Raw genomic sequence first — 16,169 nt, forward strand, 5'->3', positions numbered from 1 at the left:
CTCAGACGGTGGCCGAGCCGGTCGAGCGCAGCGACGGGGAATCCGATGCGCCGGCGCGCAGGTAGCGCCCGGATCGCACCGTCGTGCCGTAGCCGTCGCGGAACTCACCCCGGGTGAACACCACCTGGCCGTTGACTCCGGTGGCGATGACGGTGGCGTCGTTGCGGTTCACCATGCGGCTCAGGTCACCATAGAAGGGCACCGTCGCCTCGTGATAGGCGTTGACCGAATCATCCAGCGCGCTGACGTCTATCACCACGAAGTCGGCACGGTCACCGCGGCGCAGGGTGCCGGCGTCCAGCCCGAACCAATCGGCCACCTCGGCCGTCAGCCGGTGCACCGCGCGCTGCGGGGTGAGAAACGGCCGACCCGCCTCATCGGCATCGCGCACCCGCTTGAGCAGCCGCAGCGCATAGTTGTAGAACGCCATATTGCGAAGGTGCGCACCGGCATCCGAGAACCCCATGTGCACCGACGGCTCGTCGGCGAGCTTGTCGAGCTGCTCCGGGCGATGGTTGGCCACGATGGTCGTCCAGCGCACATTGCGCTCGCCGTTCTCCACGAGCACGTCCAGGAAGGCGTCGAGCGGGTGGATACCGCGCTCATCGGCGATCTGACCGAAACTCTTGCCGATCAGCGATGCATCGGGGCAGCCCACGATCTTGGCGTCGTGGAAGTCGCGGTGCCACAACGCGGGTCCGAGCTTGCGGCGGTCGAAGGACCTACGGAACCGGCGGCGGTACTCGGGGTCGGCGAGCAGCGTGTTGCGCTCCAGCTGATCGCGCAGGTGCAGCGCCGCCGTACCAGCCCCGAACTCCTCGAACACCGGCAGATCGATTCCGTCGGAATACAGTTCGAACGGCACCGGCAGATGCTGGAACCGCACCTTCGCGTCCAGCACCCGGTTCAACAGCCGGGTGCCGCGGCCCAGCACGTGCACGGCCCCGGGTGCGGACTTGGCGTCGGCCGAGACCAGCAGGCTCATCTTCACCCCGCGCCGACGGCCGAACATTGCGCTGCTCTCCAGGAAGAAGTTCAACGCCTCGTGGGCCTTGGCGACGTTCGGTGCGCTCTGCAGGATGCGGCCGCGCCGGCGCAGCACCTTGATCAGCCGGCGACGCTCCCGCCATGTCGCGAAGGTGGAGGGCAACGCGCGGGACCGGAACCGGTCGCCGTCGAGCTTGTCGATGGCGGCGTCCATCCCGGACATGCCGAGCATCCCGGCGTCCAGCGCGGCATCGAGGCGCTGCGCCATCGTCTCCAGCTCGGCCTCGGTGGGCGTCACGCCACGGGTGGTGGCACGGTCGAGTCCCAGCACCGAGGCGCGCAGGTCCGAGTGCCCCAGCAGCGAGGCGATGTTCGGGCCCAGCGGCAGGGCGTCGATGGCGGCCACGTACTCGGCGGGGTTCGACCACGTCTTGTGGGCGGCCAGCGCACCGAGCACGAACTGCCGCGGCACGGCCTCGACGCGGCTGAACAGGTCGGCGGCGTCCTCGGTGTCGGCGTACACGGTGGACAGTGAGCACATGCCGAGCAGCACGGTGGTGACACCGTGGCGCACCGATTCGCGCAGACCCGGGTCGAGCAGCACCTCGGCGTCGTAGTGGGTGTGCACATCGATGAAACCGGGGGTCACCCATTTGCCGGTCGCGTCGATGACCTCGGGGCAACCGGTCTCGTCCAGCGCAGCGGCCGACACCTCGGCGACGAGGCCATCGCGAATACCCAGGGAGCGGGTCAGCGGCGGGCGCCCGGTGCCGTCGAACCACAGACCGTTGCGGATGATCACGTCATAGGGCATGGGCCCAGGCTAGGTTAGATAGTGATCACTCACAATCTTTTTCACCGGTCTCATCGCGCTGGCACCCGGAGCCGTTTGCCTGCCACAGCCCTGTGACAGCATGGTGACCTCGGACGATCCGCAGATAGGGAGATCACGTGACCTGGTTGGTGACCGGAGGCGCAGGCTATATCGGATCGCACGTCGTCCGGGCGCTCACCGATGCGAACACCCCGGTGGTCGTGATCGATGACCTCTCCACCGGGTTGGCGCAGTTCGTCCCCGACGGAGTCGAACTCGTCAGAGCAAATCTGCTCGATGCCGACACCGTCGAGTCGACGCTGCGCGATCACCGGGTGACCGGAGTGGTGCACGTCGCCGGATACAAGTATGCGGGCGAGTCGGTGAAGCACCCGCTGCACACCTACCAGCAGAACGTCACGGCCATGACGGTGCTGCTCGCAGCGATGGCCAAGACCGGCGTGAACCAGATCGTCTTCTCCAGCAGCGCGGCGACCTACGGAACCCCCGATGTCGAGGTGGTCGACGAGCGAACCCCCACTTCGCCCGAATCACCCTATGGCGAAAGCAAACTCATCGGGGAATGGCTCCTTCGCGACGTGGCCCGCTCCCGAGAACTGCGCCACACCAGCCTGCGGTATTTCAACGTGGTCGGGTCCGGCTCGCCCGACATCTACGACCGCAGCCCGCACAACCTGTTCCCCAAGGTATTGGACATGCTCTTCCACGGCCAGATCCCGCAGATCAACGGCGGGGACTACGCCACACCCGACGGAACCTGCGTGCGCGACTACGTGCATGTCTCGGATCTGGCCTCGGCACACGTCGCGGCCGCGCACCGACTGGCGACAGGTGAACCCGTCGAGGCCGTGTACAACTTGGGCAGCGGCTCGGGCACATCGGTACGCGAGATCATGACGGCCATCCGCGATGTCACCGGAATCGATTTCGATCCTGCGGTCACCCCGCGCAGACCTGGAGATCCAGCCCGCATCGTGGCGGCCGGGGAGCTGGCGGCGCGCGATCTGGACTGGCGGATGCGACATTCGCTGACCGATATGGTGGCATCTGCATGGGCGGCCCGCCAGGCCGCCGGCGAAAGCTATCCGACCGCGGGCTGAAGGCAACGGCTCCGTACAGTCGCAACCGATGAACTGGGTCGCTAGGGGTGCCGTCGCGCTGATCGCGGTGCAGCTGCTGGTCCGGTCCGCGCTGGCCTTCGGCGGCGACTTCTACTGGGATGACCTGATCCTGATCGGCCGGGCCGGCACCCAGAGCCTGCTGTCCGCGCAGTACCTGTTCGACGATCATGACGGGCACGTGATGCCGGGGGCCTTCCTGGTGGCCGGCGCCATCACCCGGCTGGCGCCACTGGAATGGGCAGGCCCGGCGATCAGCCTGCTGGTGCTGCAGCTGCTGGCGTCGGCGGCGCTGCTGCGGGCACTGCACGTGATCCTGGGCTGGCGCCCGGTGCTGCTGATACCGCTCACCTTCGCGCTGTTCACCCCGCTGACGGTGCCCGGTTTCGCCTGGTGGGCGGCCGGATTGAACTCGTTGCCCATGCTGGCCGCGCTGGCCTGGGTATGCGCCGACGCGATCCTGTTGGTACGCACCGGGAATCGCCGCTACGCCGCGACCGGCATCCTGGTCTATCTCGGCGGGCTGCTGTTCTTCGAGAAGTCCGCAGTCATCCCGTTCGTCGCGTTCACGGTGGCGGCGCTGCTGGCCTGGGTGACCGGCGCCTCCGTCGCGGAGGTCTGGCGCCGCGGAATCCGGCTCTGGAGTGGTCTTCTCGCGGTGACCGCCGCCTGGATCGGGGTGTACCTGATCGTTGTCGACCAGCAGCGGTGGTCGCTGGACCTCGGCATGACCTGGGATCTGCTCCTGCGTTCGGTGACCCACGGCATCGTTCCCGGGTTGGCCGGTGGGCCGTGGGACTGGCAGCGCTGGGCGCCGGCATCCCCGTGGGCCACGCCCTCGGTGATGGTCATGGTGCTGGGTTGGCTGGTAGTGGCCGCCGTGGCGGCGGTGTCGCTGGCCCGCAAGGAGCGCATCGGCCCGGTGTGGCTGGCCGCCGTCGGCTATGCGGTGGCCTGCCAGGTGCCGATCTACCTGATGCGCTCATCGCAGTTCACTGCCCTGGAGCTGGCCCAGACCCTGCGCTATCTGCCCGATCTGGTGGTGGTCCTGGCCCTGCTTGCCGCGGTGGCCTTCTGTGCCCCGAACCGCGCGTCGTCGCGGTGTCTGGATGCCTCACCCACCCGATCCGTGGCGGTCACCGTCCTCGCGGCGGCTTTCGTCGGCAGCAGCCTGTACTCGACGGCGACCTTCCTGCGGGCCTGGCAGGACAGCCCGGTCCCGGCCTACCTGGACAACGCCCGCACCGGGTTGGCCTCGGTGGACCCACTGGCGGCGCCACTGTTGGATCAGGAGGTCGACCCCATGATCATGCAGCGGGTGGCCGCCCCGGAGAATCTGGCCAGCCACATGTTCGCGCTGCTGCCCGAACGCCCCGAATTCAACAGTGCCACCACAGAACTGAGAGTTCTCGACAGCACAGGCCGGCTGCGCGACGCGCTCGTCACCTGGGTACGCACCATCGTCCCCGGGCCCGCGCCCAACTGCGGATACCTGGTGCAGACCGAGGACTCCGAGGTCGTCATGCCGCTGGACGGGCCGTTGCTGCCTGCGGACTGGACGGCGGAGATCAACTATCTGGCCAACAGCGAGGGATCGCTCACCATGTCGCTGGCCGAGGGCCTGCCGGTGAAGGTTCCGGTGCATCCCGGGCTGAACCGGGTGTTCGTGCGGCTGTCCGGCGCGGGTGACGCCGTCCGCGTGAGCGCGAACACCGCAGCGCTGTCGGTGTGTGTCGCCTCCGGTCCGATCGGATTCGTGGCGCCCCGATAGTTTCCGCCCGTCACGGCGTGTGCGGACCCGACATGTCGGTAGGTGTCCCTAGCCTGATCACATGGACCGGACAGACTCGCGACCGTCGGCGGTCGCGCCGTGCAAGCACTGCGGCACCGATACGGTCTGGTTGCAGATGGCCTATGGCGGCTGGCGACTGTTCCACGCCGAGATGGTCGCCACCGATGAGAGCGCGGCCGGTAACCGGTTCGCGATCCGGCGTTCGACGCGTCAGGTCATCGACCTCGACGACGAGTACGAGCCGCGCTGGCCGGCAAAATGTCTGCAGCTGCACCGTTTTCACTGCCCGGCCAGCCACGACGACTCGCTGTTCCATCACCGTCGGCCGCGCCAGCCCAACGATATCGATCTCGAGGACCTGTGGCGGCGGCTCGCCGAGCGCAAGGAATCCCAGCGCAGGGCCGGTTAGGGCCGAGTCGCGATCAGTCGGCGTGCGGCGTCGACCGCGACGGCACGCCGGTGGGCAAGGATCCCGGAATCGTCGGTGGTGGCGTCGGGGTGGGGCGAATGCGCCCAGGACAGCCCGATGGCGAACAGCAGCACGATCAGATCGTCCGGCCGCCACGCGGGATCGACATGCCCGGCATCCTGGGCCACCTCGATGGCCCGGATCGCCTGATCCGGAAAGGGTTGACCCTCGACTTCCGGCGGACCGAGGGCGAACCCCTCGAGCTGGGCCCACGTGATCATCCGGAGGTGGGCGGGTTCGCGGCAGGCCAGGTCGAAGATTCCGCCGACGAATTCCTCGACGGCCTCCGGCCGCAGCGTGACCGAGCGGTAGAACTCGGCGGCGTCGGCGGCAAGGACCTCCCTGAACAACGTCTCTTTGTCCCCGAAATGCGCGTACAACCGTTCCTTGCTGGCGTGGGCCGCACGCGCGATGCGATCGATCCGGGCGCCGGCCAGTCCGTGCTGCGCGAACTCGGTGCGCGCCGCGGCGAGGATCTCGGCGCGCAGTTCGGTCGTGGTTCTCACAGCGAAAGCATAACCAGACGAACCAGTTCGTTCGGTATTGTGAAGCCATGACAGTCATGACGAACACCGAGAGATTGATGGACCAGCCGACTCGCATTCAGGCGATTCGGCGGGTGGTCGAGACGGTCGCCGACAACGCCGCCCCGCTCATCGACCTCTGGCGACCCTTTGTCGACGGACTCGAGCACCTCCCCCGCGACGGACGATTCCTGTTGGTGGGCAATCACACCCAGTCCGGCACCGAGGGATTCCTGATCCCGTATCTGGTGCGTCGCGAAATCGGCACGTTGGTGCGCCCGCTGACCGATCGCCGGTTCGGCACCATGCCCGGGCCCGCGGCCGACCTGCTGGCGGCCTGCGGTGCGACGGTCGGCTCCCCGGAATCCGCGGGCGAGTTGATGCGCCATGGCCAGACGATCCTGGTGTTCCCCGGCGGCGGACGTGAGATCGCGAAGTTCAAGGGCGAGGAGAACACCCTGCGCTGGCAGGACCGGGCCGGATTCGCGCGCATAGCGGCCGAACACGACTATCCGATCGTGCCGGCCGGGCTCATCGGCGGCGACGACGTATACCGCAGCCTGACCTCCCGCGACGGGCTGTTCGGGCGGTTCAGCCAGCGCATCGCCAAGGCGCTGGGTGCCCCCGGCGATATGGCGATGCCGCTGTTGCGCGGTATCGGCCCCACCCTGATACCGCGCCCGCAGCGGATGTACCTGCGCTTCGCCGAGCCGATCGACACCGCCAGGCCGGCCGGCGTATCCGCGCCGGAGTGGGCGGACACCGTGAAACAACGGACCCAGACATCGCTGGAGGCGGTACTGGCCGACGTGCAGGAGATCCGGGCAGGCGACCCCTACCGCGAGTTGAATCCGCTGGCCTGGCGCGATGCCGTGCAGCCGTGACGGCCGCGGTGCACGAGAACGTGGAGCCACCCAGGGGAATCGAACCCCTGACCTATTCATTACGAGTGAATTGCTCTACCGACTGAGCTAGGGTGGCGCGCTCTTTTCAGAGCGGCATGAGTCTACGGCAGGGTCCATCCACCGCCCAAGTTGATCCCCGGGTCGCTGCGCTCCTGCCCGCCGAACCTCAGTTCCGAAGCGCCTGCCCCACGGTCGCCACCATCGCGTCCACGGCGAACTTCGGTTTCACGTTGACCGCGAGCGCCTCCCGGCAGTCCAGCACTGCCTCGATACAGCGCAGCAGCTTGTCCGGCGCCACGTGCGCGGCCATCGCCCCCACCTTCTCGGCCATGTCCGGATGGTTGGCCGCCACCCCGCCGGCGCCCGCCGACACCACCAGCGCGTCGCGAAAGTAGGTGGCCAGGTCCATCAGCGCCCGGTCCAGCGCGTCCCGCCCGGCCCGGGTCTGGCGGGATTTCTGCCGCGCCTCGAGCTGTTTCATCGCGCCGCTGGCACCGCGCATCGTGCCCGCGGTGCCCTTACCGGTGCCGCCGGCACCCAGCGCGGTCCGCAGTTCCTCGGCCTCGCTCTCATTGCGGTCGACGGTCAGTGCCTTGGCCTCCGCCTCGGCGGTGGCGACCAGCTCCTCGGCAGCACCGAAGGCACGTGACGGCGTCGCGGCATCACGCGCCAGGCTCAGCGCGCGTTCGCGGCGCAGCCGGGACTCCGGATCGGTCGCCAACCGCCGGGCGCGGCCCACATGTCCGCCGCAGACCGACGCCGCCCAGGCCGCCGTTTCGGCGTCGATCCCGTCACGCCCGGTCAACACCTCGGCGATCGACGCGGTCGGCGGGGTCACCAGCGGGACATGCCGGCACCGCGACCGCAGGGTGACCGAGATGTCCTCGGGATCCACCGACGGCGCACACAGCAGGAACACCGTCGACTGCGGCGGCTCCTCCACCACCTTGAGCAGCGCGTTCGCCGCCCCCTCGGTGAGACGATCGGCATCTTCGACCACCACGATCTGCCAGCGCCCGGTGCCGGGCCGCCGCGACGCGATCTGCACGATCTCGCGCATCTCCTTCACCCCGATGGACAGCCCCTCCGGGATGATCCGGCGGACATCGGCGTGGGTGCCCGCCATGGTCGTGGTGCACGGGCGGCACTCCCCGCAGCCCGGCTCGCCCTCTGACGTGCATTGCAGCGCGGCGGCGAAGCACAGCGCAGCGATCGAACGACCGGAACCGGGTGGGCCGGTGATCAGCCAGGCATGGGTCATACCGCCGGCTGTGAGTCCGCTGTGAGACTTTTCACCACGGGCGGATCTGGCGGCCGCGAGCAGCTCCTCCTCGACGAGGTGTTGGCCCACCAGACGCGAAAAAACACCGCTATGCACCGGTCAACAGTAGTGGCACCACCCGACACGACACGGACTCACCGGCGCGACACGTCGCCGGTGACCGATACGGTGAACGGGTGAGTGCGGAGGTGACACTGGTCGGACGCGTCAGCGCGTTCCTCCGTTGGGTCGCCCGCACGCCATGGCCGGTGTTCGGCCTGGGCATGGTGCAGGCCGATATCATCGGTGCGCTGCTGGTCCTGGGCTTCCTGCGCTACGGCCTGCCACCCGAGGACCGTATCCAGCTCCAGGAGCTTCCGGCGTTCAACCTGGCGGTGTTCCTGGCCTACCTGTTCGTCTCGTTCACCATCGCCGCCTACATCACGCTGCGGATGCTCATCCCGGTGATCCGCTGGCAGCGCCGCGACACCTTGCTGGGTGACACCTCCACCACCATCACCGAGGTGGCCCGGGTCCGGGCGCTGAAGATGCCCTTCTACCGGTCGGTCATCAACGTCACCAACTGGTGCCTGGGCTCCGTCGTCTTCATCGTCGCGAGCTGGCCGGTGGCCAGTAAGTCGGCGCCCGTCGTCGCGGTCGCCACCGCCCTGGGCGCCACCGCGGTGGCGATCATCGGTTACCTGCAGTCCGAACGGGTGCTCCGCCCGGTGGCGGTCGCCGCCCTGCGTACCGGCGTGCCGGAGAACTTCCGGGCACCCGGGGTCATCCTGCGCCAGGTGCTCACCTGGGTGCTGTCCACCGGCGTGCCGATCCTGGCCATCGTGCTGGCCGTGGTGGCGAGCAAGTTCGAGATCCTCAACGCGCCCGCCGAGAAGCTGACCACCCCGATCCTGCTGCTGGCCATCGCCGCCCTGCTGATCGGTCTGGTCGGCACCGTTCTGGTCTCCATGTCGATCGCCGACCCGCTGCGCCAGCTGCGCTGGGCGCTGGGCGAGGTGCAGCGCGGAAACTACAACGCGCACATGCAGATCTATGACGCCAGCGAGCTGGGCCTGCTGCAGGCCGGCTTCAACGACATGGTGCGCGATCTGGCCGAACGGCAACGCCTGCGGGATCTGTTCGGCCGCTACGTCGGCGAGGACGTGGCGCGGCGCGCCCTGGAACGCGGCACCGAACTGGGCGGCCAGGAACGCGATGTCGCGGTGCTGTTCGTCGACCTGGTCGGCTCGACGCAGCTGGCCTCCACCATCCCCGCCTCCGAGGTGGTGAACCTGCTCAACGAGTTCTTCCGCGTCATCGTCGACACCGTGAACAAGCACGGTGGGTTCGTCAACAAGTTCCAGGGTGACGCCGCGCTGGCCATCTTCGGCGCCCCGATCGAGCACCCCGACGCCTCCGGGGCCGCACTGGCGGCCTCCCGTGAGCTGCACGACGAATTGGTGAATGTGTTGGGGCAGACCGAGTTCGGCATCGGCGTGTCCGCCGGACGGGCGATCGCCGGTCATATCGGCGCCCAGGCCCGCTTCGAATACACCGTGATCGGTGATCCGGTGAACGAGGCCGCCCGGCTCACCGAGCTGGCGAAGCTGGAGGTGGGCCACGTACTCGCCTCGGCCATCGCGGTCAGCGGTGCGCTCGACGCCGAGGCGCTGTGCTGGGACGTCGGCGAGATCGTCGAACTGCGTGGCCGGCAGGCGCCCACTCAGCTGGCCCGGCCCGCGCGGTCATTCCACCGCGCGGTATCGAGCTAAGCCTTCTTGACGGCCTTCTTGGCGGGCGCCTTCTTCGCGGCGGCCTTCTTGACGGCCTTCTTCGCCGGCGCCTTCTTGGCCGCCTTCTTCACCGGGCCACGGGCACGGCGGTCGGCAAGCAGTTCGGAGGCGCGGGCGTCGGTGATCGACAGCACGTCATCACCCTTGCGCAGGCTGGCGTTGGTCTCGCCGTCGGTGACGTACGGACCGAACCGGCCGTCCTTGATCACCATCGGCTTCTCCGACACCGGGTCGTTGCCGAGTTCACGCAGCGGCGGGGTGGCCGCACCCTGGCGACCGCGCCGCTTGGGCTCGGCGTAGATCTTCAGCGCCTCGTCGAGGGTGATGGTGAACATCTGCTCTTCGGTGGCAAGCGAACGAGAATCGGTGCCGCGCTTCAGGTATGGGCCGTAGCGGCCGTTCTGCGCGGTGATCTCCTCGTTGTTCGCGGGGTCGACGCCAACGACGCGCGGCAGCGACAACAGCTTGAGGGCATCCTCCAGCGTCACCGTCTCCAGGTCCATCGTGCGCAGCAGCGAGCCGGTACGCGGTTTCGGGCCGGTCGGCTTCTTGCCCTTCTTGGCCGCCACCCCGTCTTCGGGATCCTCCGGCGGCTCGGGCAGCACCTCGGTGACATACGGGCCGTAGCGGCCGTCCTTGGCCACGATCTCGTGGCCGGACTCCGGATCGACACCCAGTGAGCGACCCTCTTGCGGTGTGGCGAAAGCCTTTTCGGCCAACTCCAGAGTCAGCTCGTCGGGCGTCAGCTCGTCCTTGAGGTTGGCGCGCTGCGGCTTGAGCTCACCGGGATTGTCCGGATCGGCGATCATCCGCTCCAGGTACGGGCCGTTGCGGCCGACCCGGACGTTGACGGCACGTCCCTCTTCGTCGTCGAACAGCTTGATGGAGTTGACCAGTCGTGCGTCGATCTCCTCGAGGTTGCCGCCCACGAGCTGCTTGAGACCACCCGCGCGGGCGATCGAGCCCTCGACGCCGTGCTCACCGCCGAAGTAGAAGTTGTTGAGCCAGTTGGTACGTCGCTCATTGCCCGAGGCGATCGCGTCGAGCTCGTCCTCCATGGCGGCGGTGAAGTCGTAGTCCACCAGACGGCTGAAATGCTGCTCGAGCAGGCCGATCACCGCGAACGCCACCCAGGACGGCACCAGCGCGCTGCCCTTCTTGTGGACGTAGCCGCGGTCCTGGATGGTCTTGATGATCGAGCTGTAGGTCGAGGGGCGCCCGATGCCCAGTTCCTCCAGCGCCTTGATCAGCGAGGCCTCGGTGTAGCGCGCCGGCGGGCTGGTGGTGTGGCCGTCGGCGGTCAGATCGGCGGCGTCCACCCGCTGGCCCTCGGTGAGGTTGGGCAGCCGGCTCTCGGCGTCGTCGGCCTCACCGCCGGCCTGCTCGTCGAGGCTCTCGACGTAGGCCTTGAGGAAGCCCGGGAAGGTGAGCGTACGACCGCTGGCGTTGAACACCACCTGCTCGCCCGAGGCCGCCTGCCCGGCGATGCGCAGGCTCAACGTGGTGCCGCGCGCGTCGGCCATCTGCGAGGCCACCGTGCGCTGCCAGATGAGTTCATAGAGCCGGAACTCGTCGTTGTCCAGGGCGCTGTGCAGCTGGCCCGGGGTCTGGAACACGTCACCGGAGGGCCGGATCGCCTCGTGGGCCTCCTGCGCGTTCTTCACCTTGCGGGTGAACTGGCGCGGGGTCGGATGCACGTATTCCTGGCCGTAGAGCTGGCCGGCCTGATTACGCGCCGCCGTGATCGCCGACTCCGACAGCGTCGTGGAGTCGGTTCGCATGTAGGTGATGTAGCCGTTCTCGTACAGCCGCTGCGCGATGCTCATGGTGCGCTCGGAGGAGAACCGCAGCTTGCGACCGGCCTCCTGCTGCAGCGTGGAGGTCATGAACGGTGGGTAGGGCTTGCGGGTGTAGGGCTTCTGTTCCACCGACGAGACGGCCAGCTGGGCCCCGCGCAGGCCACTGGCCAGCGCCGCGGCCGCGGCCTCGTCGAGCACCAGCACCTCGTCGGGCTTCTTGACCCCACCCAGGGAGTCGAAATCGCGCCCGGCCGCGACCCGGCGTCCGTCGACGGTGTTGAGTTTCGCGGTGAATCGCGGCGGGGTGGCCTGCGGGTCGGACACGCTGGCATCGAGTTCGGCGGTGACATCCCAGTACCCGGCGCTGCGGAAGGCCATCCGCTCGCGCTCGCGCTGGACGATGATGCGGGTCGCCACCGACTGCACCCGGCCGGCCGACAGCTTCGGCGCGACCTTCTTCCACAGCACGGGGGACACCTCGTAGCCGTAGAGGCGGTCCAGGATACGGCGGGTCTCCTGCGCGTCGACCAGGTCGATGTCGAGGTCGCGGGGGTTTTCGGCGGCCGCACGGATGGCCTGCTCGGTGATCTCGTGGAACACCATCCGCTTGACCGGGATGCGCGGCTTGAGGGTTTCGAGCAGATGCCAGGCGATGGCCTCACCCTCGCGGTCACCGTCTGTTGCGAGGTAGAGCTCGTCGACATCCTTGAGCAGCGCCTTGAGCTCGGTGACCGTGCTCTTCTTGTCGGGGCTGACGATGTAGAGCGGTTCGAAATCCGCATCGACGTTGACGCCCAGGCGCGCCCACGGCTCGGATTTGTACTTCGCGGGCACGTCGGCCGCCGCTCGCGGCAGGTCCCGGATGTGGCCGCGCGAGGACTCGACGACGTAGTTGGAGCCGAGGTAGCCCGCAATCTTGCGCGCTTTGGTCGGCGACTCGACTATCACGAGCCGCCGAACGTTACCGGCGCCTGCCCGGCTCCGGTCGTCGTCAGCCACCTGCTCTTACACTCCACTTCTCTGTTGCCAAGCTGCCGTACGGCACGCTGGCAACTGACAATTTCGCATCCTGGGCGAACCAACGCAAACTGGCTCGCCCGTCAGCATTCCTTATATTCGCGGCCATTGTGCAAACGCATCGGTGTCCCCGGGAGGTTCCCCGACGTTCTCTACCAGCCGTGATAGTCGTCGTCTACCACTGATCCGCAACGCCGGACGCGACCCCCTGGTGCCGATCAATGTCGGTGCGATACCTACCCGCATCAGCGCCGATGCCAGCACCGGGTGGGTGTCGGGTGCGTGTGGATCCAATCCCAGCAAGTACCGGTCGGACGCCTCGGGGGTGCCCGCGGCCAGCGTCCAGGCACGTAATTCCCGCGCACCGGGCAGCCAATCGCCGGGCACGGTCTTCACCGCGCCGCGAGTCCACTCGGCGGCGATGCCGACCAACCGGCTGTCCATTCCGGTGCGCACCAGCGGTGTGCTCTCGTCGGTGCGCGCGATCTCGGGCTCCAGCCCGACCTCGGTGATCATCGCGGCCAGTTCCCGGGCCCGCCAGAGCTGGTCGACCACGATCGACAGGCGCGCCTGACCGCCGTGGATCACCACCTGACCGTGGGCAGCCAGCAGCCCGGTCAGGTCCTCGACGGCCGGCGGTACCGACTCTGCCGAGAAGAACGACAGCTGGCTCACACGGACGACACTATCGGCGTCCGATACGAAAACACCCCCGGCTGGGCCGGGGGTGTCTTCCTAGTGCGATTGCTCAGACGGCGCGAACGCCGGTGGCCTGCGGCCCCTTGGGGCTCTGGCCGACCTCGAACTCAACCTTCTGGTTCTCCTCCAGGGTGCGGAAGCCCGACCCCTGGATCTCCGTGTAGTGGACAAACACGTCAGCGGAGCCGTCCTCGGGGGCGATGAAGCCGAAGCCCTTCTCCGCGTTGAACCACTTCACAGTTCCCTGTGGCATCTCTCGTACATTCCTTCTCTTACCGGGTGCGGTTCACCGACTTCCGGTGTACCGGGCCCGTTCCGACCGCCATACCAACGCGTGTGTCGCCGGAACTCGACCCGACCTACAACCTCGCAGGAACCGCGATCGCAACGTTCGATCCTGCGGGTGCTGAAACACGAACACAGAAGCTGCGACCACGTTCAGTCAACCACGTTCAACGCGCCAGCGACAGTCTCGGAAATGATCATGTAGTTAACAATTCACCTGGGTACACATCAAAACGATCTTGAGAGGCGACAGTTGTCTGGTTCCGCGGCAGATTCCGGGTCCGATTTCGGTCGGGACCTGCTGTCGCGTGCGATAGAGGGCACCCCCGCCGACGAGCATCCGGTGCGCCACGTCGAGCACCTGCCACCGCGCCGCAGCGAGCACCGGGACTGGCCGCAGTGGGCCGATCCGCGCATCGTGGCGGCGTTCGCCGACCGCGGCATCGGCACACCCTGGTCGCATCAGGCCGTGGCAGCCGATCTGGCCCACGCCGGACGGCACGTGGTGCTGTCCACCGGTACGGCGTCGGGCAAGTCGCTGGCGTATCAGCTCCCCATCCTGACCGCGCTGGCCGCCGACCCGCGGGCCCGCGCGTTGTACCTGTCCCCCACCAAGGCCCTCGGGCACGATCAGCTGCGCGCGGCGCAGGCGCTGACCGATGCGGTGCCCAGCCTGCGCGATGTCGCACCCAGCGCCTACGACGGTGACGCGACCACCGATCTGCGCCGATTCGCCCGCGAACGGTCGCGGTGGATCTTCTCCAACCCGGACATGATTCACCTCTCGCTGCTGCGCAACCACGCCAGGTGGGCGGTGTTCCTGCGGAATCTGCAGTTCATCGTTGTCGACGAATGCCATTACTACCGGGGTATTTTCGGCTCCAACGTGGCGATGGTGCTGCGGCGTCTGTTGCGCCTGTGCGAGCGGTACTCGGGCTCGCCGACGGTGTTCTTCGCCAGCGCCACCACCGCCGCACCCGCCGAGACGGCATCCGAGCTGATCGGGCAGACCGTCACCGCGGTCACCGAGGACGGTTCGCCGCAGGGCGGACGGACGGTGGCGTTGTGGGAGCCGGCCCTGCTCGACGATCTGGTCGGGGAGAACGGCGCGCCGGTGCGGCGCTCGGCCGGGGCAGAGGCGTCGCGGGTGATGGCCGATCTGATGGCCGAGGGAGCGCGCACCCTGACCTTCGTGCGGTCCCGCCGCGGCGCCGAGCTGACCGCACTCGGCGCGCGCACCCGCCTCGAGCAGGTCGCCCCGGACCTGGTCGACCAGGTCGCCTCCTATCGCGCCGGCTACCTCGCCGAGGATCGCCGGACGCTGGAGCGCGCGCTGTCGGACGGTGCATTGCGCGGCCTGGCCACCACCAACGCCTTGGAGCTCGGGGTGGACATCGCCGGCCTCGACGCGGTGGTGCTGGCCGGCTTCCCGGGAACCGTCACGTCGTTCTGGCAGCAGGCCGGACGGTCCGGACGGCGCGGGCAGAGCGCGCTCATCGTGTTGATCGCCCGCGACGATCCGCTGGACACCTATCTGGTCCATCATCCGCAGGCCCTGTTGAACAAGCCGATCGAGCGCGTCGTGATCGACCCACGGAATCCCTACGTGCTGGGCCCACAGCTGCTGTGCGCGGCCACCGAACTGCCGCTCACCGACGCCGAGGTACGTAGCTGGGATGCCGAGACGGTGGCGGCGGCGCTGATCGATGACGGCCTGCTGCGCCGCAGGCCGGGCGGCTACTTTCCGGCTCCCGGAGTCGATCCGCACCCAGCGGTCGACATCCGCGGCTCATCGGGCGGCCAGATCGCCATCCTGGAGACCGGGACCGGCCGCGTGCTGGGCACCACAGGGACCGGGCAGGCGTCGGCATCGGTGCATCCCGGGGCGGTGTATCTGCATCAGGGCGAGACCTACGTCGTCGACGCACTGGATTTCGAGGACGGTATCGCCCTGGTGCACGCCGGGGACCCCGGCTACACCACCTCGGCACGGGAGCTGACCGACATCGCGGTGACCGGAGACGGCGAGCTGCACGGCCACGGCCCGGTGACCGTCGGTGTGGTGCCGGTGTCGGTGTCCAACACCGTGACGGGCTATCTCCGGCGGGCGCTGGACGGCGAAGTCATCGATTTCGTCGAGCTCGAGATGCCGACCCGCACCCTGGACACCGTCGCGGTGATGTGCACGATCACGCCGGAAGCATTGGCGGACAACGGCGTCGAAGCGCTGTCGGTGCCGGGCGCCCTGCACGCCGCCGAGCACGCGGCGATCGGTCTGCTGCCGCTGGTGGCCAGTTGCGACCGCGGCGATATCGGCGGTGTGTCCACGGCCGCGGGACCAGGACCGGGCGAGCTGGCCGGCCTACCGACGATCTTTGTGTACGACGGATATCCCGGCGGGGCCGGGTTCGCCGACCGGGGCTACCGGCAGATCGGAACGTGGTGGGCGGCGACCGCCTCGGCCATCGAGGCCTGCGAGTGCCCGGCCGGCTGCCCGTCGTGTGTGCAGTCCCCCAAGTGCGGCAACGGCAATGACCCACTGGACAAGGCCGGGGCGGTGCGGGTGCTGCGCCTGGTGCTCGACGCGCTGGCGCGGCACTGATGCCGCGCAGCGGTCCACCCCTCGCCGACCGCCCCGTCCAGCAATGTGCCGATACCAGCGACGCCGAGCACACAGGCTTCGCG

The 16,169-nt window shown here is 68.4% G+C and carries 12 protein-coding genes and 1 tRNA gene; 6 read left to right on the forward strand and 7 right to left on the reverse strand.

Going from position 1 to position 16,169, the window contains the following annotated elements; all coding sequences use genetic code 11:
- Nucleotide 1: 1 nt before the first annotated feature.
- Nucleotides 2–1,801, reverse strand: coding sequence for an amidohydrolase family protein (locus C6A86_RS25970; protein WP_105365488.1), 1,800 nt, complete (start codon nt 1,799–1,801; stop codon nt 2–4).
- Nucleotides 1,802–1,938: 137 nt separating this feature from the next.
- Between C6A86_RS25970 and galE the strand changes: the two genes are divergently transcribed.
- From galE to C6A86_RS25985, 3 genes are all read left to right on the forward strand, one after another.
- Nucleotides 1,939–2,922 (forward strand): UDP-glucose 4-epimerase GalE, encoded by a 984-nt coding sequence (gene galE, locus C6A86_RS25975; RefSeq protein WP_105365489.1) that lies wholly within the window; start codon nt 1,939–1,941, stop codon nt 2,920–2,922.
- A gap of 28 nt (nt 2,923–2,950) precedes the next feature.
- Entirely contained in the window at nt 2,951–4,711 is a 1,761-nt protein-coding gene (locus tag C6A86_RS25980; protein WP_105365490.1) for a hypothetical protein, read from the forward strand.
- A gap of 61 nt (nt 4,712–4,772) precedes the next feature.
- Nucleotides 4,773–5,141, forward strand: a complete 369-nt coding sequence (locus C6A86_RS25985; protein WP_311100923.1) for a hypothetical protein — start codon at nt 4,773–4,775, stop codon at nt 5,139–5,141.
- On the opposite strand, the gene C6A86_RS25990 is transcribed toward C6A86_RS25985, so the two are convergent.
- A complete protein-coding gene (locus C6A86_RS25990) occupies nt 5,138–5,707 on the reverse strand; it encodes a TetR/AcrR family transcriptional regulator (protein WP_105361405.1) in 570 nt (189 codons plus the stop codon). The two genes, C6A86_RS25985 and C6A86_RS25990, sit on opposite strands and share 4 nt — an antisense overlap.
- Nucleotides 5,708–5,754: 47 nt before the next feature.
- On the opposite strand from C6A86_RS25990, the gene C6A86_RS25995 reads away from it, so the two are divergent.
- Nucleotides 5,755–6,609, forward strand: a complete 855-nt coding sequence (locus tag C6A86_RS25995; protein WP_105361404.1) for a lysophospholipid acyltransferase family protein — start codon at nt 5,755–5,757, stop codon at nt 6,607–6,609.
- Between the two features lie 21 nt (nt 6,610–6,630).
- Here C6A86_RS25995 and C6A86_RS26000 read toward each other — a convergent pair.
- Nucleotides 6,631–6,706: transfer RNA gene (locus C6A86_RS26000), tRNA-Thr, on the reverse strand.
- A 90-nt stretch (nt 6,707–6,796) separates the two neighbouring features.
- Nucleotides 6,797–8,008, reverse strand: a complete 1,212-nt coding sequence (locus C6A86_RS26005; RefSeq protein ID WP_311100924.1) for a DNA polymerase III subunit delta' — start codon at nt 8,006–8,008, stop codon at nt 6,797–6,799.
- Between the two features lie 80 nt (nt 8,009–8,088).
- On the opposite strand from C6A86_RS26005, the gene C6A86_RS26010 reads away from it, so the two are divergent.
- On the forward strand, nt 8,089–9,663 hold the full coding sequence (locus C6A86_RS26010) for an adenylate/guanylate cyclase domain-containing protein (protein ID WP_105363013.1): 1,575 nt from the start codon (nt 8,089–8,091) through the stop codon (nt 9,661–9,663).
- Here the strand turns inward: C6A86_RS26010 and topA are convergent.
- The 3 genes from topA to C6A86_RS26025 form a co-directional block, all read right to left on the reverse strand.
- The gene (gene topA / locus C6A86_RS26015; RefSeq protein ID WP_105363014.1) at nt 9,660–12,482 is read right to left on the reverse strand and encodes a type I DNA topoisomerase; all 2,823 of its coding nucleotides are present in this window, start codon (nt 12,480–12,482) and stop codon (nt 9,660–9,662) included. The two genes, C6A86_RS26010 and topA, sit on opposite strands and share 4 nt — an antisense overlap.
- 111 nt (nt 12,483–12,593) lie before the next feature.
- Nucleotides 12,594–13,175 carry a hypothetical protein gene (locus tag C6A86_RS26020; RefSeq protein ID WP_105363015.1) on the reverse strand — a complete coding sequence of 194 codons (582 nt, stop codon included), beginning with the start codon at nt 13,173–13,175 and terminating at the stop codon, nt 12,594–12,596.
- A 73-nt stretch (nt 13,176–13,248) separates the two neighbouring features.
- On the reverse strand, nt 13,249–13,452 hold the full coding sequence (locus tag C6A86_RS26025; RefSeq protein WP_006243848.1) for a cold-shock protein: 204 nt from the start codon (nt 13,450–13,452) through the stop codon (nt 13,249–13,251).
- 285 nt (nt 13,453–13,737) lie between these two features.
- Here C6A86_RS26025 and C6A86_RS26030 point away from each other — a divergent pair, with 285 nt between their 5' ends.
- Complete coding sequence (locus tag C6A86_RS26030; RefSeq protein ID WP_105363016.1) at nt 13,738–16,086, forward strand: DEAD/DEAH box helicase; 2,349 nt, start codon at nt 13,738–13,740, stop codon at nt 16,084–16,086.
- The last annotated feature ends 83 nt before the right edge of the window (nt 16,087–16,169 follow it).

It is taken from the genome of Mycobacterium sp. ITM-2016-00316, assembly GCF_002968335.2.
GTDB lineage: Bacteria > Actinomycetota > Actinomycetes > Mycobacteriales > Mycobacteriaceae > Mycobacterium.

Bases quoted from the DNA above. Each gene is read 5' to 3' on its own strand.
- C6A86_RS25970 (WP_105365488.1), bottom strand. From the start codon at position 1,801: ATGCCCTATGACGTGATCATCCGCAACGGTCTGTGGTTCGACGGCACC.
- C6A86_RS25980 (WP_105365490.1), top strand. From the start codon at position 2,951: ATGAACTGGGTCGCTAGGGGTGCCGTCGCGCTGATCGCGGTGCAGCTG.
- C6A86_RS26025 (WP_006243848.1), bottom strand. From the start codon at position 13,452: ATGCCACAGGGAACTGTGAAGTGGTTCAACGCGGAGAAGGGCTTCGGC.
- C6A86_RS25995 (WP_105361404.1), top strand. From the start codon at position 5,755: ATGACAGTCATGACGAACACCGAGAGATTGATGGACCAGCCGACTCGC.
- C6A86_RS25985 (WP_311100923.1), top strand. From the start codon at position 4,773: ATGGACCGGACAGACTCGCGACCGTCGGCGGTCGCGCCGTGCAAGCAC.